Source organism: Aquirufa nivalisilvae, assembly GCF_004307455.1.
In the GTDB taxonomy this organism is placed as follows: Bacteria; Bacteroidota; Bacteroidia; order Cytophagales; family Spirosomataceae; genus Aquirufa; species Aquirufa nivalisilvae.
In genome coordinates, this window is sequence record NZ_SEWX01000005.1 from 840,647 (window position 1) to 864,401 (window position 23,755).

The 23,755-nt window shown below is 38.0% G+C and carries 17 protein-coding genes; 6 read left to right on the forward strand and 11 right to left on the reverse strand.

The features are described 5' to 3' along the window. Nucleotides 1–87 precede the first annotated feature (87 nt). From EWU22_RS10575 to EWU22_RS10590, 4 genes are all read right to left on the reverse strand, one after another. On the reverse strand, nucleotides 88–348 hold the full coding sequence (locus tag EWU22_RS10575; protein ID WP_130925497.1) for a Txe/YoeB family addiction module toxin: 261 nt from the start codon (nucleotides 346–348) through the stop codon (nucleotides 88–90). Beyond that, nucleotides 345–599, reverse strand: a complete 255-nt coding sequence (locus EWU22_RS10580; RefSeq protein ID WP_130925498.1) for a type II toxin-antitoxin system Phd/YefM family antitoxin — start codon at nucleotides 597–599, stop codon at nucleotides 345–347. Before EWU22_RS10580 ends, EWU22_RS10575 begins: the two co-directional genes overlap by 4 nt. A 216-nt stretch (nucleotides 600–815) precedes the next feature. Then, the gene (gene clpB, locus EWU22_RS10585) at nucleotides 816–3,419 is read right to left on the reverse strand and encodes an ATP-dependent chaperone ClpB (protein ID WP_130925499.1); all 2,604 of its coding nucleotides are present in this window, start codon (nucleotides 3,417–3,419) and stop codon (nucleotides 816–818) included. Nucleotides 3,420–3,535: 116 nt separating this feature from the next. Continuing rightward, nucleotides 3,536–6,835: a PAS domain S-box protein gene (locus tag EWU22_RS10590; protein WP_231962876.1), complete on the reverse strand. Its 3,300-nt coding sequence runs from the start codon at nucleotides 6,833–6,835 to the stop codon at nucleotides 3,536–3,538. 26 nt (nucleotides 6,836–6,861) lie between these two features. Here EWU22_RS10590 and rsmA point away from each other — a divergent pair, with 26 nt between their 5' ends. Genes rsmA through EWU22_RS10615 form a run of 5 tightly spaced genes read left to right on the forward strand, consistent with a single transcriptional unit; the run spans nucleotide 6,862 to nucleotide 10,853 of the window. Continuing rightward, a complete protein-coding gene (gene rsmA, locus EWU22_RS10595; RefSeq protein WP_109323304.1) occupies nucleotides 6,862–7,692 on the forward strand; it encodes a 16S rRNA (adenine(1518)-N(6)/adenine(1519)-N(6))-dimethyltransferase RsmA in 831 nt (276 codons plus the stop codon). 60 nt (nucleotides 7,693–7,752) lie between these two features. Further along, nucleotides 7,753–9,129: a magnesium transporter gene (gene mgtE / locus EWU22_RS10600; protein WP_109323305.1), complete on the forward strand. Its 1,377-nt coding sequence runs from the start codon at nucleotides 7,753–7,755 to the stop codon at nucleotides 9,127–9,129. Between the two features lies 1 nt (nucleotide 9,130). Continuing rightward, complete coding sequence (gene dtd, locus EWU22_RS10605; protein WP_130925500.1) at nucleotides 9,131–9,586, forward strand: D-aminoacyl-tRNA deacylase; 456 nt, start codon at nucleotides 9,131–9,133, stop codon at nucleotides 9,584–9,586. Further along, nucleotides 9,583–9,912, forward strand: coding sequence for a nucleotide pyrophosphohydrolase (locus EWU22_RS10610; RefSeq protein ID WP_109323307.1), 330 nt, complete (start codon nucleotides 9,583–9,585; stop codon nucleotides 9,910–9,912). The genes dtd and EWU22_RS10610 overlap by 4 nt, the downstream gene beginning before the upstream one ends. Then, nucleotides 9,909–10,853, forward strand: a complete 945-nt coding sequence (locus EWU22_RS10615) for an NAD(P)-dependent oxidoreductase (RefSeq protein ID WP_130925501.1) — start codon at nucleotides 9,909–9,911, stop codon at nucleotides 10,851–10,853. The genes EWU22_RS10610 and EWU22_RS10615 overlap by 4 nt, the downstream gene beginning before the upstream one ends. Here EWU22_RS10615 and EWU22_RS10620 read toward each other — a convergent pair. From EWU22_RS10620 to EWU22_RS10630, 3 genes are all read right to left on the reverse strand, one after another. After that, nucleotides 10,850–11,539 (reverse strand): hypothetical protein, encoded by a 690-nt coding sequence (locus EWU22_RS10620; RefSeq protein WP_109323309.1) that lies wholly within the window; start codon nucleotides 11,537–11,539, stop codon nucleotides 10,850–10,852. The two genes, EWU22_RS10615 and EWU22_RS10620, sit on opposite strands and share 4 nt — an antisense overlap. 88 nt (nucleotides 11,540–11,627) lie before the next feature. Next, on the reverse strand, nucleotides 11,628–12,932 hold the full coding sequence (locus EWU22_RS10625) for a GntP family permease (protein ID WP_130925502.1): 1,305 nt from the start codon (nucleotides 12,930–12,932) through the stop codon (nucleotides 11,628–11,630). 3 nt (nucleotides 12,933–12,935) lie between these two features. Further along, the gene (locus EWU22_RS10630) at nucleotides 12,936–13,913 is read right to left on the reverse strand and encodes a glycosyltransferase family 9 protein (RefSeq protein WP_130925503.1); all 978 of its coding nucleotides are present in this window, start codon (nucleotides 13,911–13,913) and stop codon (nucleotides 12,936–12,938) included. A gap of 173 nt (nucleotides 13,914–14,086) precedes the next feature. Between EWU22_RS10630 and EWU22_RS10635 the strand changes: the two genes are divergently transcribed. Then, nucleotides 14,087–15,790: a hypothetical protein gene (locus EWU22_RS10635; RefSeq protein WP_130925504.1), complete on the forward strand. Its 1,704-nt coding sequence runs from the start codon at nucleotides 14,087–14,089 to the stop codon at nucleotides 15,788–15,790. A 300-nt stretch (nucleotides 15,791–16,090) separates the two neighbouring features. On the opposite strand, the gene EWU22_RS10640 is transcribed toward EWU22_RS10635, so the two are convergent. From EWU22_RS10640 to EWU22_RS10655, 4 genes are all read right to left on the reverse strand, one after another. After that, nucleotides 16,091–17,275, reverse strand: a complete 1,185-nt coding sequence (locus EWU22_RS10640) for a helix-turn-helix transcriptional regulator (RefSeq protein WP_130925505.1) — start codon at nucleotides 17,273–17,275, stop codon at nucleotides 16,091–16,093. A 147-nt stretch (nucleotides 17,276–17,422) separates the two neighbouring features. Beyond that, nucleotides 17,423–20,581, reverse strand: coding sequence for a PVC-type heme-binding CxxCH protein (locus EWU22_RS10645; protein ID WP_130925506.1), 3,159 nt, complete (start codon nucleotides 20,579–20,581; stop codon nucleotides 17,423–17,425). A gap of 103 nt (nucleotides 20,582–20,684) precedes the next feature. Next, nucleotides 20,685–22,136, reverse strand: coding sequence for a Gfo/Idh/MocA family protein (locus EWU22_RS10650; protein ID WP_109323315.1), 1,452 nt, complete (start codon nucleotides 22,134–22,136; stop codon nucleotides 20,685–20,687). A gap of 135 nt (nucleotides 22,137–22,271) precedes the next feature. After that, the gene (locus tag EWU22_RS10655; RefSeq protein WP_130925507.1) at nucleotides 22,272–23,591 is read right to left on the reverse strand and encodes a hypothetical protein; all 1,320 of its coding nucleotides are present in this window, start codon (nucleotides 23,589–23,591) and stop codon (nucleotides 22,272–22,274) included. Nucleotides 23,592–23,755 lie beyond the last annotated feature (164 nt).

Below are 23,755 nucleotides of genomic sequence, written 5' to 3' on the forward strand. Positions count from 1 at the left end.
CAATAAACCCCATTTTTCCAACGTTGGCAAGGTTCCAAACCTTGACAACGTTACAAAAAAAGCCTGAGAAATTATCCTCAGGCTTTTTTATGCATCGTAGTGAAATCGACATTTAGCGATTAGGATTTCTCCATCCCTATATTGATATATCAAACGATGTTCTTCGTCGATTCTTCTGGACCAAAATCCTGCATATTTAAATTTTAGAGGCTCAGGTTTACCAATACCATCAAATGGATTTCGAGAAATATCCTTCAATAAATCATTGATGCGCTTTAATTTCTTCTTATCAGTCTGTTGCCAATACACATAATCCTCCCAAGATTCATCTACAAAGATGTATTTCATTCTTCCATTAGACTTTTACTTTGAACTTCCCCTGACCTCAATTTTTCAATGGCAGCATCTAGCCTTTTTACATTTTCTTTGGATGACAACTCATGCTGAGTTGCACAAAGCGAATTGTATTCTTTTAATGACATGATTACCACACCATTATCTTTACCTCGGTTAATAATCAACGTTTCAAAATTACCAGTTACTTGGTCAAAGTACCGTTTAATATCTTTCCTGAAATCGGAGATAGAAGTTGTCAGCATATACCATTTATTTTGTACAAATATAAGTACAATATTACGTACATATTTAATCTATAAATTGATTTCTTTTTTATTATTCAATAATGAATCAATATGATCAAAAAACGGATACAATAAACCCCATTTTCCCAACGTTGGCAAGGTTCCAAACCTTGACAACGTTACAAAAAAAAAGCCTGAGAAATTATCCTCAGGCTTTTCTAAAAATTCCCCAATTTAAACTACCTCTGGATTCGGTACATTTTCAAATACCACATTCCCTTCCGAATCTAAGTCCATCAAAACAGCCGAATCCTTTTTTACTTTACCCGAAAGAATCTCTTTCGACAATTCATTCAAGACAGCCCTTTGAAGTACTCTTTTCATCGGTCTTCCTCCATAATTTGGATCATATCCATCTTTAGCCAATTTGGATAATGCCTCATCCGTGGCTTCTAAGGTGATTTGTTGATCCGCTAATCGACGCTGGATTTCTTTGAACTGAATACCCAAAATCTTACGAGCATGTTCTTCCGATAATGGCTCAAACAATACCACTTCATCGACACGATTCAAAAACTCAGGGCGAACTACTTGCTTCAACAAAGTCATCACCTCTTCCTTCGTCTCATCCATGATGATTTGATTATTCCAACCCTCCATTTGTCCCATTTTCTCTTGAATCAAATGACTACCGATATTGGAAGTCATAATGATAATGGTATTTTTGAAATTGGCTGTTCTTCCTTTATTATCCGTCAAACGCCCTTCATCCAAAACTTGCAATAAGATATTCCAAACATCCGGATGGGCCTTTTCAATCTCATCCAACAACACCACCGAATAGGGTTTTCTACGCACTGCTTCCGTCAATTGTCCACCTTCATCATAGCCTACATATCCTGGAGGCGCTCCAATCAAACGACTTACCGCATGACGTTCTTGGTATTCTGACATATCAATACGAACAATCGCATTCTCGTCATTGAATAAATAAGAGGCTAGCGACTTCGCCAATTCCGTTTTACCCACACCGGTTGTACCTAAGAATATAAAGGATCCAATTGGGCGACGAGGGTCTTGCAAACCTGCTCTAGAACGACGAACTGCATCAGAAACTAACTCGATGGCTTGATCTTGCCCTGCTACACGCTTGTGCAATTCATCCTCTAAATGCAACAATTTATCAATCTCAGTTTGCAACATTTTACTCACTGGAATCCCTGTCCACTTAGCTACCACCTCCGCTACATTCTCTGCTGTTACCTCTTCTTGCAGCATGGTATTTTCTCCAGCAGAGGCCGATTGCAAATCTTTCAATTTTTGCTCTGACTCCACTAAACGGCCATAACGAATCTCCGCTACTTTACCATAATCACCCTGACGCTCTGCTTGCTCAGCCTCCAACTTCAACTTATCTATTTTCTCTTTCTCGGAACGAATCGTATCTAAAACCGATTTTTCCGATTGCCAACGCGCCTTTAACGCATCTCGCTTTTCTGATAAATCAGCTAAATCACGTGATAGTATCACTTCTTTTTCCTTATTATTTTCTCGGCGAATCGCTTCTCGCTCAATCTCCAATTGCATGATTTTGCGTTGGATATCATCTATTTCTTCTGGCACAGAATCAATCTCCAAACGCATTTTTGCAGCAGCCTCATCAATTAAGTCAATAGCCTTATCTGGTAAAAAACGATCTGAAATATAACGATTGGATAATTCAACAGCAGCAATCACGGCATCGTCCTGAATTCTCACCCCGTGGTGCAATTCATATTTATCTTTAATACCACGTAAAATGGAAATTGCATCTGCAACATCTGGCTCCTCGACCATTACCGCCTGGAAACGGCGCTCTAAAGCCTTATCTTTTTCGATATACTTTTGGTATTCTTTCAACGTAGTAGCACCAATGGCATGCAATTCTCCACGAGCCAAAGCTGGTTTCAACAAATTAGCCGCATCCATCGCGCCTTCTCCTCCTCCACCCGCACCAATCAAGGTATGTATCTCATCAATGAACAAAACAATCTCGCCATTGGAATCTGTAACTTCCTTAATGACCGCTTTTAATCGCTCTTCAAACTCCCCTTTGTATTTAGCTCCAGCCACTAACAAACCCATATCCAAGGACATAATAATCTTAGATTTCAAGTTTTCTGGTACATCACCCGACACAATTCTTTGTGCCAAACCTTCTACAATGGCGGTTTTACCTACACCTGGCTCACCTAATAAAATGGGGTTGTTCTTTGTCCTACGTGATAAAATCTGCAAGACACGTCGAATTTCCTCATCACGACCAATCACTGGATCGATTTTTCCAGCCTTGGCCAAATCATTCAAATTCTTACCGTATTTTTCTAAGGATTGGTAAGTACCCTCTGCATGTGGATCGTTCACTTTTCTATTTCCTCTAAGTTCTACAATGGCATTTTTTAACGAAGTGGTACTGAGGCCTAAGGATTTCAAAGCATCCGCTACGACGTCATTCCCATCCAGCAAAGAAATAAACAAAACTTCCACGCTGACATACGAATCTCCCATGGTTTCCTTCCATTTTTCAGCCTTTTGAAGGGATTGTTGCAATCCATTACTCAAAAAGGGTTCACCTGAAACCTTGGGATAAGAGCTAATAATTTTACTTAATTTTTCTTGAATTTGCTGGGATGAAACTCCCAACTTTTTGAGCAAAAATGAAACCGTTTGGGTATCATCTTGCAAAATAGCGGCCAACAAGTGACCCGTCTCAATGGCTTGTTGGCCTGCATTAGCCGCCAATTCCACTGAATTTTGAATCACAATACTCGCTTGGGAAGTGTAATTTTTAGGATTCATCTGTTTATTTTCAATTTGACCTCTTCCTTTCAAATCTTTATCCACAGAGAAAAATCGGAAATAATGACCTATTTGTCTTTTATATAAATTACCAAATAAGCCATTTTGTCCGAAAATCAGGCATATTGTACTTGAACCGCCTCTTCAAAGCGGTGCAAAGCCTGTTTTAATAATTCTATTTCTAATTCAAATTCCTTGAAATCACAAACTTTGGCTTTCGCTTCAATTTTTTTACAAATTGTATACACTTCTGCTGCACCCAAGGTCCCTGAATTGCCTTTTAAAGTATGTAACTCAGATTGCACTCCCTTACAGTCATTCTTCTGATAAGAGCTTTCTGCATCCAGTATTTGCTGCTTGGCTTCATGAATAAAATCACACAACATACTTTTAACAAATCCCTCATCCCCGCCTGTGGCTTCCAATAATGAATCCAATGCTTCTTGATCAATGGGATTTACGGAATGCTCCTCACTAAAAGCTTCTTGTTTCACATGGGGCTTTACCCCTTTAATCACCCAATGATTGACCATTTGAATCAATTGTTGAGCTCGAATAGGTTTTGCTAAATAATCATCCATCCCCACTGCTAAAAAACGCTCACGGTCTTCTTTCATAGCATACGCAGTCATGGCGACTATCGGTGGCAAGCTAGCCAAGCCTAATTGTTTCAAATGCTGGGTCGTCTGCATACCATCCATTTCAGGCATTTGAATGTCCATGAGGATTAAATCAAACTCATGCGTTTTACTTAACAAATTAATCGCATCCTTACCACTAGAGGCTGTTTGAACAATACAACCCGCTTTGGCTAAAATCTGAGAAGCCACCTTTCTATTGGTCGAATTATCATCCACCAACAAAATATGGGGCTGTATATCTTCTAATTTCCCTTGAATGACAAATTTATCAGCTTCCTTATTTCTTTGAACCAATTCCTGCTTACCTACCTCCAAATGCACTTTAAACCAGAAAGTACTTCCCTTTCCTAAAGTGGATTCTACCCCAATATCTCCTTGCATCATCTTACAGAATTCACGGGAAATAGCTAGTCCCAAGCCAGTACCGCCATATACTTTGGAAGTTGAATTATCCAATTGTTGAAAGGCACTAAACAATATTTTCAAATTTTCAGGACTGATACCAATGCCCGTATCTTGTACTTTCACCACTAAATCCAAGGACTCATTGGTGATATTTTCGCCTGAAACATCAATACTCACTTTTCCATGTTCCGTAAATTTCAAGGCATTGGAAGTCAAATTGGAAAGAATTTGCAATAAGCGGGTCTCATCTGCCACCACCACTTCAGGCAAATCTTTGGATAAATGATATTCTAAGGTATTTCCTTTCTGACAAGCCACTTGAGAGAATAAGGCCATCAATCGATCTAGCACATCATCTAAAACGATGTCACTTGGATGTAACACCATCTTCCCTGCTTCTATTTTGGCTAAATCCAAAATATCATTCAAGATATGAAGTAATGTTTCCGAGGATTTCTTGATGGTTTGTACGTAATCTACTTGATCTTCATTTAAAGGCGTATCGCTCAATAAATCCACCATGCCTATTACTCCATTCATTGGTGTACGAATCTCATGACTCATATTGGCCAAGAATTGTTCCTTCACTTTTAAAGACCTCTCTGCTTGTTCACGGGCTTCCACCAAGGCATGTTGGTACTTCTTCAAATCCGTAATATCGCGAGCAATTCCTGATACTTCTTCGATTGCACCGTGTTCTAGAAAGATAGGATTCAAATATATCTCAAGCCATTTTTCCTCCCTCGTTTTGGTCAAAAGCTCTAATTCAAAGTGCTGCTTCTGCCCTCTAAATGCCATTTTATAACCATCCTCCATTCTTCTACGCTCTGGCGGAGCTAACAACTGAAAACCCATTTTTTCGGCACTGATATTAATCTGAGGACTAATGCTGATCTGTTCAACCAATAAATCCGAATATTCATGATTAAAACTGGTCAAAAACAAACGTTTATTTACTGACCACATCAAGTGAGAACTACCTTCAAAAATAGCATTCAATCGGGCTGTTTCACGGGCCAAAGCCTCTTCTGCTTGTTTTCTAGCAATGGCCAAGGCCACTTGACCTGAAATAAAGTCTAACAACTCCAAATCTCGATTTTCGTATTTATTGGAACGTTCATAAGACTTAACTCCAATAATACCGGTTACCCGATCTCCAATCCTCAGAGGTACGCAAAGCATCACCTTAGGAACAACCCCATATAAGTATATTTTCTTCTCATTGGCTAATTGATGGATATCATCATCATGCAAAATCAAAGGCTTATTGGCCATGATGGCATATTCTGTCAATCCATTACCTAATTTCCTTTTGGTAAAATGAACCCTAGAATTAAAGTATTCATCCACGTAATAAGGAAAATACAAAAAGCTTTTCGCTGGGTCATATTGAGCAATAAAGAAATTCTTCACATCAATTACTTCACCCAATTGCTTATGGATATTGGTATATAAATCATCCAAATTGGATGAGTTAATAGTAACCTGAGCAATGGACGAGTACAATTTACTGGCTCGCTCAGCACGGACTTTAGCCGTGGAGTTATGTAAAATACATCGAAATGCGGTGGGTACTCCTTTTTCAAACCGACAAGTAGCTGATCCACTGACATATAGTCGTCGACCGTCCTTTCTTCTAAATACAGCCGTAAATTCCGGAATCTCCTTTCCCTTACTGAGCAGATCCAACTGATTCAAGGTATTAGAAGCAAATTCTGGATGCAAAACATCCTGTAGCTTCAAATCCCGCGCCTCATCCTCGGTATAGCCCATGGTTTCCAACCAGGCTCGATTAACAAAGAGAAAACGCCCGGTGATACCAGTAATTTGAATTAAGTCGGTGGTATTATTAATCAAATCCTGCAACTGGGCATTGGATCGGGTTAAAGCTTCACTGACTTTTTTTCTTTCACTGATATCTTCACCTATGATACTTAAATAGGTCTGTTCATCTAATTCACTAACGATGGTGGAATTGACTTCCACCCATTTAATTTCTCCTGATTTGGTTACATAGGTCCTTTCTCTCTCCTCAAATAATCCTCCATTGGCAACAGCTTGGTTAAATGCTGACCGACGACCTTGTCTTTCTTCAATAGGCAATAAGGTGGTAAAAAAGTCTTTTCCATTTAACTCATTCGGTTCATAACCCAAAAGTTTATGCGTGTATACATTGGCATGCGTGATCGTTCCATCCAACGCCATGATGATTCCAAAAAGCTTTAAACTTTCTAATGTCCTAATTAGATTCTCTTTGGCTGAGGTCCCTGTAAAGGTCGACTCCGTCATTTCCAGTACATCTAACTGGTTTTTCAGTTGTCTTATTTCCTGAATTAATTCTTCCTTGGATTTCTGTGCCCAACCTGCCATGGCTTTATTCGACTATTTTGCTTACAATGTACAAAAAAGGGCGTAATTTTACTTCCTTAAAGCCCCATCAGCACGTGCAAGTAAGAGCAAAAAAGAGTTTAGGACAACATTTTTTAAATGATTTAGACGCTGCCCAGCGCATCGTCAATGCACTGAATCCGCAAGGTGCTTACCAAAAGGTATTGGAGATTGGCCCAGGTATGGGTGTTCTGACTCAATATTTGGTCAAAAAGAAAGACTACGAAACTTACCTCATTGAGATTGACCAAGAGTCTGTGGCTTACTTAAGAAAGAATTATTTAGAATTTACAGGCCCTCGCTTAATCGATGGAGACTTTTTGAGATATCCACTTGAAAATATATTTGGTGAGGAAAAATTTGCCATTGTTGGTAATTTCCCCTATTTCATCTCAACCCAAATATTTTTTAGAATCCTAGAGTATAAAGATCAATGTGTGGAAGTGGTAGGTATGTTACAAAAAGAAGTAGCCGAGCGACTGGCCGCCAAACCAGGCAATAAGGATTATGGCATATTAAGCGTTTTACTGCAAGCTTATTTCGACGTAGAATACTTGTTTACCTTAGGGCCCGAAGTATTTACTCCACCTCCAAAAGTTAATTCTGGAGTCATTCGCGTGGTAAGAAATTGGGACAAAAAATTAGATTGTGATCCTCAGAAATTCAAGCAAGTAGTCAAAATGGCTTTTAACCAGCGTCGTAAAACATTACGAAATGCACTAAGAGCTATGCAGTTGCCAGATCATCCATTATTAACCAAACGTGCCGAACAATTAGGTGTTGCTGAATTTACCGAACTGACCGAATTGTGGAAAGCCAATGGTTATGTTGGCGCATAGTCGAAATCCAGCAAATATTTCTTAATTTAGATACGAAATTTTCAACCCTCAGCGAAATCCATGGAAGTAGTCAACCCACAACACCTTCCGTTTGAACTCACTAAAGAGTTTTTAGAGGAAATCAAATTACTCATCGCTGAGCAATCCAATGAGGCTATTCTAGCTAAAATTGAAGATTTATTTGCAGCGGACATTACCAGTATTTTGGATGAATTAAGCGGAGAAGAAGCCAAATATATCGTTCAATTACTTGATACCAAATTAGCTGCTGAAATCATTTCAACCTTGGACTCAGATGACCGTAAAAAGTTTCTGAAAAATTTCAATTCCAAAGAAATTGCAGGTTACATCAATGTCATCGATTCCGATGATGCGGTGGATATCCTCAATGAACAACCCGTTCGAGTTCGCGAGGAAGTGATAGCTCTACTAAAAGATCGTGAACAAGCTCGTTTCATCATTGACTTAATGCATTATGATGAAGATTGTGCAGGCGGTTTAATGCAAAAGGAATTAATCAAAATCAACGTCAAACAAACGGTAACGGAATGTGTAGAAGAGATTCGTCGGCAAGCCGAAGACGTTGAAAAAGTATATGCCGTTTATGTCGTAGATGATGATGGTTTATTGATGGGAACTGTTTCCTTAAAAAAAATCATTCTCGCTAAAAGAGGTTCCAAAATCCAAGATGTGTTTGATGCCGATGGAATTGTTTCAGTACAAACGTATATATCGGGAGAAGAAGTGGCTGATTTAATGCAAAAATACGATCTTGAAGCCATTCCCGTGGTCAATATCCAAGGCCGTTTACTCGGTAGAATTACCATTGATGACGTGGTCGATTTTATTACAGAATCCGCACAGGAAGACATACAAGTCATGGCCGGTATTTCGGAAGATGTAGAAGAAGATGACTCCATCTGGCTATTGGTGCGTTCTCGTTTACCTTGGTTAATTGGTGGTATGGTAGGAAGTTTTTTGGCGGCTAAAATTATTGATCGATTCGATAGCTCTATTTCCCTGATGCCTGCTATTTCGGCATTCATTCCATTAATTGGTTCTACTGGAGGAAATGTAGGAATTCAATCTTCCTCTCTCATTGTTCAAAGTTTGGCTGATAAAAGCGGTTTGGATACGACACTCTGGAAACGACTTCAAAAAGTTTTATTAGTTGCCTTGATCAATGCCTTAATTGCTGCGGCATTTGCCTTTGGTTGTTCCATGTTGGTAGACCACGGTGCCATTATGCTTTCTGTCACTGTCTCCATTTCCTTATTTGCTGTGGTTATGTTAGCTTCTCTCATGGGGACACTTACCCCCTTGGTGCTGAACCAATTAAACATCAATCCGGCAGTAGCCAGTGGTCCATTCATCACCACCACCAATGACATTCTGGGCTATGGGGTTTATTTCCTCATCGTCTATTTATTACTCTAACATGCTGGCTGTCATTCAACGTGTTTCGGAAGCTAAGGTTGAAATTGATGGTCAAATCAATGCTCAAATTCAACAAGGTTTTTTGATTTTACTTGGTATACATCAATCTGATACCGAGGCAGATTGTCTATACTTAGCCAATAAAATTAGTGCGCTACGTATTTTCTCAGATGCTGAAGGCAAGATGAACCTAGACATTAAAGCTGTAGATGGTCGAATTATTTTGGTCAGTCAATTCACCTTAATAGCTCAAACTAAAAAAGGGAATCGTCCTAGTTTTATTGAAGCCGCTAGACCAGAAGAAGCCATTCCTTTGTACGAACTACTCATTGAATTATTGGAAAATAAATTAGGCTTTCCTATACAAACCGGCCAATTTGGTGCCGATATGCAAGTTAGTCTTGTCAATGACGGCCCAGTCACCATCATTATTGATTCTCAACAACCCAACTCATGACGATACAAGAAGCACAAGAACAAGTAGATCAATGGATCAAAACCGTGGGAGTTCGTTATTTCAATGAATTGACAAACATGGCCATGCTGACGGAAGAAGTGGGGGAAGTTGCCCGAATTATTGCCAGAAGGTATGGAGAGCAATCGGAGAAAGAATCCGATAAACAAAAGGACCTCGGTGATGAAATGGCCGATGTATTGTTTGTTTTAATATGTTTGGCCAATCAAACAGGGATCAATTTAGAAAAAGCTTTGGAACAAAATTTAGCTAAAAAAACGATTAGAGACCAAGATCGTCACCACAATAATCCGAAATTAAAAGCATGAAAATCGTTATTCTAGACGGCTTAGCCCTATTTCAACAAGATATTTCAAGAACTTCTTTCAGTAATTTGGGAGAGGTCGATTTCTATGAAAAAACAACTGAAGCAGAAATTACTTCAAGAGATCCTCATGCCACGGTATTAGTAACCAATAAATGCTTGGTCAATGAAAAAGCCTTGGCCCATTTCACACAACTAAAATTAGTATTAGTCGCGGCTACTGGTTATAACTCCGTCGATATCCAAGCATGTAAAGCCAGAGGAATTCAAGTATCCAATGTACCTGCATATGGTACCTATTCTGTCGCTCAGCATACCTTGGCCCTATTATTGGCTTGGAGCAATCGAGTAGAACAACATAATCAATCTGTACAGGCAGGAGAATGGAGTAAAAATGATTGGTCTTATTCCTTGAGCCCCTTAACAGAACTGGCTGATAAAAAACTAGGGATTATAGGCATGGGAAACATTGGACAATGTTTTGCTGGCATGGCAGAAAGCTTGGGAATGAAGATTTATTACCACCATACAAGAGATTTACAATTAGCTAATAGAACATTTCTATCCAATAAAGAATTAGCTCAAACCTGTGATGTTATTAGCCTACATTGCCCTTTAAACCCACAAACTGATCAACTCATTAATGCAGAATTTCTATCCTGGATGCCCAAGCATGCTGTTTTAATTAATAGTTCTCGGGGTGGACTGGTAGATTCTAAATCATTAGCACAAGCCTTACAAGAAAAACAGATTGCTGCGGCTTTATTGGATGTTTTAGATCAAGAACCACCAGCTAGCCATCATCCATTAATTGGTATTCCTAATGCATATATCACACCACACAATGCTTGGCTAAGTCTTGAGGCTAGAACACGAATCATTCAAAGCCTCACAACTACCTTAGTCGGATTTTTAGCAGGAAAAGCTATCAATCAGGTTAATTAAGGTTTTTTCTTGACTTGAGGAACTTGAGTTTTAGTGATATGACTTCCCATGGATTTACCTTCTGACTTAGAAGGAACATAAGGTTTCACTATGGCTAACTGATCCAAACTTGGATTTAGTTTTTGTATCAATGGATGGCGAATATCAAATTCGGCTTCTCCTGAAATTTGGCTGTATTCCATATCGGAAAGCCCTTCATGTTGATTTCCTGCATTGCTAAATTGAACAACGTGAGTCAAATTATCTCCACCTAATTTCCCGCCTTCCCAACTTACAACCATGCCGCCATTGACCCAATTAAATCCAGAAATAGTAAAATTCTTTTGATTTAATTTCTCTACATCAAGTACTTTTAAGCCTAAGTATAAGCCCGAATTAGTTTTCCACAAAGACTGTTTCCCTACTACAGAAACATCCAATATCTGCCCTTGATGATACATGATATAGACTTGCTTATTCGTATTAGGATACAATATAGAACCCTTCAAGGTATCTTCGTTTAGAATCCAACTCGTATCCGCAACTAAAGATTCGGAACCATACTGAGCTTGAAGTCCTGCTAAATCTTTACAGGCTAGCACATCATTCAATATCAAATTAGGCACTAGCGTTTCTTGATTTTCAGAAGTAGAAGATTGACAAGATAGGACAGCTAGAAGAACAAAAAAATACCAGAAATTTTTCATACAAATAAGAAATGATCAAACTAATTTAGACAAATCTACTCGTTGAAACAATGACTTATGTCAGTCAGAGGGAAATCCGATTGAACCCCTAAAAAAGAATTTGATCTAAAACCAATACTCCAATAAGACCCGTAATAGAGACTAAAGTGTCCATTAGGGTCCATGACCGTATTGTATCTCTAAAATTCAGAGAAAAATATTCCCGAAATAGCCAGAATCCAGTATCATTTACATGGGAGAACATCATACTTCCTGCACCTAATGCCAATACCATCAAGTTAGGGTCTGCCATGGAATTCACTAAAATCACTTTCATAAAACCAGCGGCTGTTATACCTGCAACCGTAGAAGAACCTACACAAACTCGAATGATAGCCGCCATAGTCCAACCTAAAACATAAACGTTCCAGGTAGAAGCACCTAAACTATCTGCCACGGCCTGACTGACTCCCGCTACCACCAATACTTGTTTCAATGCCCCTGCCCCACCAAAAATCAATAATATTCCTGCTATATCTTTAATGGATACCATGGAGGAACTTAATAATTCATCTGACGTAAATCCAATCCTTTTCAAAAGAATTCCTGCCAACAATACAGATAGAAACAAAGAAAAAACAGGATTGGATAAATAGCTGGCCATTTTAGGAAAATAACCTGTTCCAAATGAACCCAACGCTAATAAAATGATGGGAAATAAAACAATCAAGAAACTGGGAATGGTGGATAAACTCCGCTCCGAAGGCTGATGCTCATCATGAACAAATACAAATGCCTGATTGGCAGGTGTCGTGATATTTTTAGTCGTAAATCCAAACCACAATCCTGAAATCAAAATAGCAGGTATGGCAATAATAATGCCATAGATCATGGTTTTGGACAAATCTGCTCCAAACTCTTGCATGATAGCTAATGGTGCAGGATGAGGTGGCAAATAACCTTGTGTGACTGTTAATGAGGCTAACATGGGCAAGGCCAAAAAGGTCGCAGGTTGTTTCAATTTGACAGAGGCAGTAATGACAAGTGGGGCCAATAACATGAAAGCTACTGAATAAAAGAGCGGAAGTCCAACCAGAAAACCAGCCATCATAAAGGCTATTCTTGCGAATCGAGTCCCCGAAATACTCAATAATACCTCGGTCATTTTTTGAGCAGCCCCACTGATTCCGACCCATTTCCCCAATATTGAACCAAAAGCTAAGATACCTGCTATTGACCCTAAAGTACTACCCATCCCATCTTGGATGGCTTTAAAAATAAGCTCTGGGCTCAATTGAAAGGCTAAGCCAGCAAGAATACTGATACCAACAAATGCTACAAAAGGGGGTAATTTTAGCCAAGTCATAGCTAAAACCAAAGACACTATGGCACCCAATGTAATCAGAAATAGCATAGGCTATTTATTTTCTTGCAAGGCAACTAATTGCTGCCACACTTCATCAAAAGCTAATCCTTCGGCTTTACCATCTGGGTTAAACATGACTTTCGTTTGCTTACTTTCCTGATAAAATCCAGAATAAGACATATATTTTTTAAAGTAAGTAAATTCCCCACAAATCACCAATCCTGGAATTTGAAATGCATTCGCCATATGAGTTGGCCCAGAATCTAAACCGATGAAAAAGGATGCTCCTTGTATCAGTTTCATGGTTTCCATTAAATTACATTGACCCACAAGGGATTTAAAATTCGGATGCTCTAGTTTCAATGGATTCTTCATCCCAATTTCGATTACTTGTACTCCCCATTTTTCAATGGCATCAATAATTAACTTATTCCAGTACTCATCCTTCCAATCTCTTAATCCAGCATTGGATTTACAATGTACCACCCAATATGGTTTTTGAATATCAAATGAAAGAGGCTTATTATCTACATATAATTGAGGTTGCCCTTTCATCATCCCCAAATCAGCCAGTTGAGATGATATTTCCAATAAATTAAAATGATTGTAGTAATTTTTTAAGCTTATCCCTAATTTATCAGCTTGGGTATTTTTCAATGAAACATGAAATACTGGATCCGTTCTAAAATCACTTAATTGTAAGAAATAAAAATAGTTAAAAGGATTCCATGCCAATAAAAAACGGGCTACCAATAAACTATGCTCATCCAGCATTTCCGTGATTAATGGATGATGATTAAAGAGAGGAAAATATCGTTTTTCTGTAATCCAATAGATGGCAACATTGCCAAATTTTTGTTGTAAAGCCCCCAGAATTGGCTCTGAAGCCACCATATCGCCCAAATCCCCATCCATGAGGATTCCAATATGAACTTTATTACGATGAAGAATTCGTTTAAAAAGAATACGTACACTTAGGCTGACAAAATACGCCCATGAACCTATCGCATAGGTCACTCGATGAAACATGATTTATAATATTTAAATAGGTTTAAATGAACTGAAAATTTCTTTCAGCTCAGTATAGGTCTTCAAAAATAAAACTAAAAAATCAGAACGAATGCATACTAGCTGAAATAAGCCAAAATTTCCAGCGAATCTATTCCTTAAATTTTAGCTAAATTTGAAGATTATTTTGACCTATGCCCAAAGCTCTTACCTATATTTCAGCCATAGTCATATTGTCTTTGATTGGAATATTTGTGTTTTACATTCATTATTTCAGCTTGGATTTCCCTTTTCAAGATGATGTAACGCTGTTGGAGTTCGTTAATAGTACGCAAATGTCGCCATGGAATTGGTCACATTTTTTTCAAGCATTATTCAGGGTTGATAATGATCACTCGATTGTCATACCAAGACTAATTACCTGGCTCGACTATTTACTATTTGGCCAAGTTAATTTTCAGCACCTTATTTTGATCACATTAGCCGAGCTGATATTCATTTTATATCTGCTCTTTCGCTTATTTAAAAGGCAGCAGTTAGCTCTTGTCTATTTTGTTCCAGTGGCATTCCTTTGGTTGCAGCCCCAATATCATGAAGTTTCTAATTGGGCAATCACAGGACTTCAACATGGCCATGTAACCTTATTTCTACTTGCTAGCCTATTGATTATTACTGAAAATAGACCATTTGCTTTAGCTTGGGCTATCCTATTAGCCTTCTTAGCTTCCTTTACTTTTGGAAATGGCTTTATTGTATTTATAGCCCTTGCTTATGTTTATTTATTGCAAAAAAACTGGAAAAATGCACTAATCATTGGCATTAGTTTAGTCATTTTCTTTGCCTGCTATTTGCAAATTTATCAGATGGGACAAGCTGCCAAGTTTCATTGGAATTTAAACCATATCATATTTTCATTCCTTGGGTTTATTGGTGCAAGTGCTATGGAATTCCCCAAAATTGGCCTAATCTTATCTTGGTTTATAGGTTTCTGGGTTGTTAGCTTATTTATATACTATAGTTTAGATCATTGGAAATTCAATTTTAAAAACAAAAGTCAAGGGACATATTTAGGTATACTATCCTTCATCTTATTTTCAGCAGGATTAATAGCCTTAGTTCGTTCGGCAGAAAGCTATACCATTTATAGTAGGTTCCAACTATATGCAGCCCTTTCCATCATCATCGTTTATTTGCATTTGCTTCCACACACAAGCAAACAAATTCATCCATTCCTTTTAATAGGCACACTGATATATAGCATTTCCTTTTATTGCTTATCCTATTATAATCATACCATTGCACAACAGTATCAAAAAATGAGCTTTGTGGCTGATCGAATTAATTGGCAAAATAATGGAAGTATCTTATCTGTAAGTTCTGGCTACTTATGGAATGCTAAACCAATATTTCAAAAAGCAGAAAACAATAAAATCTATTCCATGAATTACCCATGGAATAATCCATTTGATGGTCATTCTACAATTTCTTTGGCTCCTGAAACATTGATTTTTCAAGCGAAAGAATATAAGGAAGTTATGCAGCAAAAACATGCTACCTGGCTCAATCATTATTATTGGTTAGAATTCCAACATTTCCCGTTTTCGACCAATTTCAAGAAACAATGGTTTCTTATTCTCAAATCACAAGATAAAAAACCTAATTGCTACATATTACCCATTCAATTTGCATTAAATGGCAAAAAGAACTTTCTAAGCTTGGAAAACTATCGAGCAAATTATGGCTCGATTAAAATCAACCATGAATCAATACAAGAGGGTATTTATGCCATCTACTTATGGAACCTTGATTCAGAAACAAGCTCATCCAAAAATCAATTGTATGCGCTTAAACAAGCTATTCAAGTAGATGCTCGCTTACGCACACTCGAATTAAAATAATCATCCAAATTCTGGGCAAAAAAAAATCCAAGATTCATTGAATCTTGGATTTACATTACTCCGTGTTCTAAATTATATCATATTCCGAGGTTATAAGAAAAATCTAAAGGAACCACACTTACCATCTTCAGATATCTTTCATCTTTATAACACTTCAAAGGTACACTAATAATTTACAAACACAAAAATAAAATTTCGAGTACATGTAAAGAAAAATTAACCCCAAAATAATCTTTACGAATTTAAAAAAGAGAACAATTCTTTCGTTAAAATTTTTATTGAAATTTAAACAAGAGAACATCAATTCAAGTACTTCGCAAAGTACTGACCAGGTGAAACACCTTTCAACTTCTTAACGGCTGCATTAAAACTCTGACGGGTACCAAAGCCCGATTCTGTGGCTATAACCTCGATTTTGTACGATTTCCAGCGAGGATTATCGCGACATTGCTCCTCCGCATATTGAATTCTCCAGGAATTTACATAGTCTGTAAAGGAAAAATCAAGCTCTTCTTGAAGGGATATACGTATCAATCTTGGTTTAATTTTCAAACTTTGAGCAACTAGATTTAAAGAAATGTTTGGTTTTAAAAAAATAAACTCTGATTCAAAATATCGATCTAATTTTTCCAAAATTGATTTATTCTTTACATTGATTCTAGACTTTTCCGCATCAAAGTACATAGGTGCATCCACTTTTTCCTGAATTTCTCGGTGAGAATGCTGAAAAACTAGGCCTTTTAAGTAAGGTCCATCCAATAAGCGAGGGTTCAAAAACAAGAATAAAGCCATAATTGCAAATTCACCTGCATATAGAAAATCTCTTGCTACTGTTTGAATATGATCATGATAAATGATATTAAAGGCAATATGACATCCCAAAACAATAATTTTAAGAACTAAGTCACCAGTTAACCAAAATACAATGAGGCGATTCTTTAATAAGAATGATTTTGAGACCGACTGATAATAAGCAAATAGTTCGTAGGCTGTCCAAATCATATACGCTATATAGGATAAGCCTTTTAAATAAATATGCGTGCTCATGGAGATCAGTCCAAAATTGGAATAATGGGTATTAAATGTACTTTCCTTCACTACCTCACTAATTTCAGCTAGTTTGATTGATTCTGGGCTTAGGTACAAAGGAACAAACTCGAGAAAATGAAACGCAAAAGGCAAAAAATGTAAAAAATACACCCGCTTAAATTTTCTTTCTGGATATAATAAAAAATGTTGGAAGAGGTACGACAAAGGCCCTATAAGATAAAATAGAGGAGATATGATCCTAAAGTAATTAGGATGTTCAAAAATAATTGGTACTTGAATGTAGTAACTACAATAGAGCTGAATACCTAACTGCAAGAACTGGAACCCCAAAAGTCGAGTTGCCAACAATCCTTTTTTCAACATCAAGCTGGCTCCAAAAGCAAAAAATAAAAAACCTAAAAAATACAGGTAATAGTTTATGGTAATTTTTTCCATAAGTCATCAAAAACTAGAAGACAAAGCTCATAGTTCACTTATATATTGAGAGTAGAGTTAACCAATTATAAAGTCCAAGAAATGAAAAATATACTTAAAATAACAAAAAACAGCCTCATAATGAGGCTGTTTTTGTAGATAAAATACCTAATCTTCCATTGGATGCTCTGAAAGAAGCTTATCAACCTGATAAAAATCTTTCTTACCTAGCACATTCGCTCGAACTTCTTTAACCTTTTGTGGGCTTATTAATGAACCTTTATTTCCAAATGCATTTCGTATATATGTCAATACATCCGCCACATCTTTATCATTCATCAGGCCTCCAAATGGAGTCATGGGTACTTGCCCTGAATATTTGACACCATTAACTGTCATGGGCCCCATTAAGCCTTTTAAGACCAATTTAATTAATCGGTCTTGATTCCCTGTCACCCATTTAGAGCCCGATAATGGAGGAAAACCGGAAGCTGTAAGGCCTTTACCGTCCAATTGATGGCATGTACCACAATAGCCTTCTTTTCCAAACAAAGCTCCACCAGCATTGTAAGACTCTAAATCTTGTCCTTTCAGATTTGTAGCTCCATAAACTTCTTTCTTGCGCTCTACTCCTCTTCCATTCAAATGCGCAAATGCTGTCTCATAGGTATGTATCATCCAATCATCTAAAGGTTTCGTTTTAGCAAGAGCTAAAATGGGCAAACCTTTTTCTGGTCCAATCCAAGATGCGGCAACAATAGCTTCTAATCTTACTCGACCGTGCTTATCTTGAGCAGCTTGAGTTAATAAAGCCGCTTGATTAGGCAATTGATGTCCATTATACCGAACTGCACGTACCGCTGCAGCACGAACATGGTAATCTTTCGCCTTCAACAATTGACCTAACAAAACCTGATCAATTTTATTCATACCCCATGTAACCCAAAGTGCCTCAAGCGCATGATGCTCATAATTAGGGTCATTTTTGTCCAATTTTGCCACCCAAGCCTTGGTCTTTGCAATGACATCTGCCGCATTACGACCTCTTAATTCACGACGAGTTCTATACCTGGTTCTATATTCTGGCAATTTCAAATTCTCTAATAATTCATCGATGGAAGCACCAAAAACCTTGGCAGGTTTCACCAATGGACGAGATGGATAAGTTATCCGATAAATACGGCCATGTGTATGATCTCTTAATGGATCACGGGCATTATGTTGCATATGACCAATCAGAATATTGTGCCAGTCAATGAAATACAATGACCCATCTGGAGCGAATTCCATATCCACTGGTCGGAAATTACGATCTTCACTTTTCACCAAATCTACTCGGTGTTTGGACTTATATCCTGTACCATCATCCCAGATTTGATGTTGCTTCATACCTAAAAATCCAATGGTATTGTTAATCAGCATATCTCCTTGAACTTCGTCAGGAAAATGTCTACTAGAGATAAATTCCAAACCAGAAGTAGGTCTAACGCGATGTGCTTCTTCAATCAAGTTATAGGATTTATGATTAGCTTCACCATAACGGTTCAAAACACTTCCAGGCATCATCCAACGAACATCTGGGCCAGAGGTCTCAGCAAAGAAATTCTGTCCCCAGCGGTCAAATGCGATACCCCATGGATTTGGTATTGACAATTGAGCGACTCTTTCTAAATGCCTGCGAGTTGGATTAAAGCGATAGAATCCTCCATTGGTTCCACGTACTGTTCCGTAAGGTGTCTCTACATTCGTATGTAAAAATACTCCTTCACCCATGTAAATCGCACCTGATTCATCTGAAACAAAGGCATGGATTTCATGGTGAGAATCATGGTCGTCAAACCCACTGTATATGATTTCTTTACTATCCGCCTTATCATCTCCGTTGGTATCTTTTAATAATACCAAATTCGTTCCTTGGCTTACAAAAACTCCTTCTTGCGTAATTTCAAAACCTACGGGCAACTGTAAATGATCTGCAAAAACGATTTCACGATCGGCCTTCCCATCAGCATTGGTATCTTCATATATCAAAAGCTTATCGTTTGGCTTGGGATCTCCTGGTTTATAATGAGGATATGTTGGCATAGCCGCTACCCAAAGACGACCTTTATTGTCAAATGTCATTTGCGAAGGCTTAGCTAAATTTGGAAACTGCTCCTCGGATGCAAATAATTCTAATTTATAGCCTGCTGGAACCTGAATTGACTTTAATGCCTCTTCGCCATATAAATAACGTAAACTTCCATTTTTTTCTGGATTGTAATTGGTCGTAACAGCTGGCAATGTTCTTGTTTTTTTGTCTTCTGCATCAATATCCAAGACTTTACCTTCGCGAGCAGCTAACCAAATAGCATTCTGACGAACTTGAGTCATTTGACGAATTTTCTCAATCTCAGCTGGGTAATTATCTGGTCCAAAAGGATTGTAACGTCTTCCATATACGTGTACTCCATTAGGGATTTTGAAATCATTATGCCACATCCAGTTTTTCTCGTCTACAGCAGCTTGAACCATCGCTCTACGAGATTCTACTTCTGTCGCTTTTTTACCAAATAATTTATCGGATAGAAATAAAGATAAACGCTGGTAACCAGCATCATTTAATTGAAGACCATCAATCGTCAATGGTTCTTTACTTTCCTCATACCATTTTTTTGATATCTCAAATGCATCTAGAAACAAGACGTTGTTTTGCTCAGCCACTTCTTTCATGGCCTGAGTATACAATGCCAAACGCTCATTTTCTTTCTTTCCATTGGGCAAATCCCTCAAATTACTAATGTCTTCAAAGGCAATTGGCGAGACCAATGCCAATTGAGGAGCACTCAACCCATTGTATTTTTGATTTTGTGTATGTTTAATGAAGGCGGTCAATTCCGCTTTGAAATTAGCTACTCGAGCAGGACCTTCTGTCGATTCAGGATATCCGAAAAATGCAACGACAATATCTGTTTTCAGTCGACTTAACCACACATCATGTTTTTCTAAGTGACCTTCACTCCCTGAATTTTTAGCAAATTCCAATTGAAATTTTTCTGCTCCTGGGAAAACCCAAGGATCATTTCTGGAAGAATGAGGTCTAAAACCAGGAGTATCTCCTCCATCGCAAAGATTCCTTACTGTCAGTAAACTATCGGGATATCTCAGGTGTAATTCCGTTTCAAAATGATCAAAATTGATCATTCTTGAACCTAAGTTATTACCAATCAAAGATATGGTCGATTTCTTTCTGATTTGTAAATAGGGAGACGTAGAGGGCTGAAATGCGCTAAATGCAATGATCGCTAAAACAATACCTAATATCCCGAATCTAATTTTAAAGGACATGATCTAAATATTTTTGTTCAATGTAGTTGAGGGTAATATCAATCGAATTCAATGTTGGGTAAAAAAAAGATGGACCCTGAGGCAGGATCCATCTTATTAGGTTTTAGTTTCCTAATGTCCAGCCTTCGCGGTAAGTTCTCTTGACAAAGGCGTTGGCAGCATCGTAGTTCGTTACGCGCATGTTTTGATTATCCCAAAGCAACTTCGTGTTAGAACCTGGATAATGCATTCCGTTACCTGTTTTTCTAGGTACAGGAATATCAGCAACACGAATAGCTAAATTCGCCATCAAAATAGCTTCAGTCAAAGGACCAGCCATCTCAAATGGTGAACTCAATTGTTTTTTACCATATCCTGCAATACATCCTTCTACCCACTGGGCATAATGACCATCTGCACTACCTGGTACACGTTCTAATTTACGAGGTACTTTAACTTCTTCATTTCTAGACAATGGCAATAAACGAGGATTAGCTGCATATTCGCTTGCCATCATTTTACCTTTGGTTCCAATAAACAAGATACCTGAATTACCATCTCCAAACATTTCATCTGGACCTAATTCTTCTGGTCTTTCTGGCTTAATACCACCATCCATCCAGTGCATGGTGATAGGACCTTGTGTACGATCTGTTTTAGGGAATGTTAAGGTAGCATGACTAGAAGGAGGACAACTATCTGGGAAGAATCCACGCTTTCCGAAAGCAGTAAATACACTACTTACAGAAGCTTGTACATCCGATGCATATTTAAGATTCAATACGCGGAAAGGAGCTTCCATTAAATGGCAACCCAAATCTCCTAAAGCACCAGTACCATAATCCCACCATCCTCTCCAGCTTCCTGGAATCAAGTTATCTACATAATCTTTGTAAGGAGCAGTACCTAACCATAAATCCCAATCCAAACCTTGTGGAACTGCTGGCTTAGTGCTTGGCCAAGGTATACCTTGTGGCCATATTGGGCGATTTGTCCAGATTTGTACCGTATGAACGTCACCGATAATACCTGCATCAAACCATTCAACTAACTGACGTACACCGTCACCAGAAGAACCTTGGTTACCCATTTGAGTTACTACTTTGTATTTTTTAGCAGCCTGAGTTAAGGCTCTTGCTTCAAAAATATCATGCGTCATTGGCTTTTGCACGTAAACGTGCTTGCCTAATTGCATAGCGGCCATAGCCTGAATCGCGTGGTTATGGTCAGGAGTAGATACAGAAACTGCATCAAAACTCTTTGACTCTTTTTCTAACATAACACGCCAATCCTTATAATATTTTGCTTTTGGATATGCTTCAACTGAATCCTTAGCCTGACGATCATCTACATCACAAAGAAAACCAATATCAGCTTTACCGCTTTGAGCAAAGTAACGTAAATCTGATTTTCCTTTTCCTCCTACTCCGATACCGGCAACAACAATTTTATCACTAGGAGCTGTAAAGCCTTTTCCGCCTAATACGTGGCGAGGAACAATCATAAAACCAGCAGAGGCTAAACTGGCAGATTTAATAAACTCCCTTCTGGAAGCATCGGATTTTTTTAGTTTCATAGGTCTAATTTTATAAGGTATTAAGAATTGTCAAATCCTACATGGCAATTCAATCTTCAAAGCTATAACAATTTTACATTTGAACAATTCAATTTAAACTATTTTTAATCCTACCTTGACTTGTAGGCTTATCCTTTATTTTGAATTCATTTTTTGCAAAACCTGATAAGGAACTGAGACTGAGGTCATGTAAACAGGGTTTTGTTGGCTCGTACTCGTAAAACACTCCCATGGAGCACCATAATCCTTTCCTTTTCTAAAATCCCCCTGCTTTAAATCTTGAATAAACTCGCCAATAAGCTGTTTTGCTTGAGACATTTGAGTCAACGACAAGGTATAAGCCACCCATCCTGTGGCGGTCGACCAAAATGCCCCATTTTGATAAGTATCCTTTTTCACTAAACTTCCTTCCCAAGCACTATTTTCACTAAAGTCGTCCGATTTCAAGACATGCCTCACTGCTCCTCGGTAAGCTAATCCATTTTTCGAATAAGCTTGACTTAGCGTTCTAGAAGCCTTCTTTGCATCCTCTCCCACTAACACTCCTAAATATACGGCCCAAACAGTACTCCAAACATCTGCTTGAGCACTTTTACCCGTTGAGGCTTTCAACATACCCCTGGAATCTTGAAATACTCGTACAATTTGTTGCTTCAAATTTCTTGCGCTCAACTTCATGCGATGATATTTCAATGAATTGCCTCTCATTTGGTACAATTCTGCTAATTGTTGTAAGGCCTGATACCTTAATAAAGAAGTAAAACATAAATCCCCCGTGATATGTATGGCATCTCGGAAACCAAAATCAACTCCCCGATTGCTTTCTTCTACCTGAACTAATTGATTGGTTGGATTAATGGGTACAGCGTTGAATGCTAACATTAAACGTTGAAACAAGCTGATTCCTCTGATAGGTTGATCTAGTATTGAAACATCTTTACTTTGTTTCACATATCCATAGGCCATATGTATAAAATAATACATATCATCTAAAGGAGGTTGAAAACCCCATCTTGTTTCTCCCTGATTTTCAGCAGAATAAGTTCCAGGAAAATAAATGGGTTTAGCATCATCAATCCTAATGTGATCGGCAATGGCTCCTTTAGGAATTACAGAACCATATTTTGTCTTTCTAGTTTCATCATTTTGTGTGGTGGCTGTTAATAATAACATGTGTTTTTGCTCTTCTAAAGAAATCATATTGGTTCCAATTGACATCGCATAATCCCGAATCCAGAAAGCAGGATAAGAAGTCCTAGCACCCGGCCGAATCAAGGTCCCTCCTGTTTGATTGGATCCAAAATCCGACGAAATCCGCTGATTGGCTAAAATCCTTGAACTATCAATGACTGCTTTGGTCAATTCTTTCAAGTATTGAAAATCAGCTTGACTAATCAAGGCCTGGGCATTGATTTGAATGAAAGGAAAAAAGATAAGGAGGAAAAGTAAGCGCACGGAGGGAATTGTAAATTGTGAATTATAAATTATAAATTGTGAATGCCTGAATGACGTTGACCGTTTTGTGTCACTTATACTTGATTCATATTCAAGTATTTTAGGTGTTTAGCTTATAGCTTGATTTAAATTTAGTAGTTTTTTTTCAAATGCAATAGGAGACA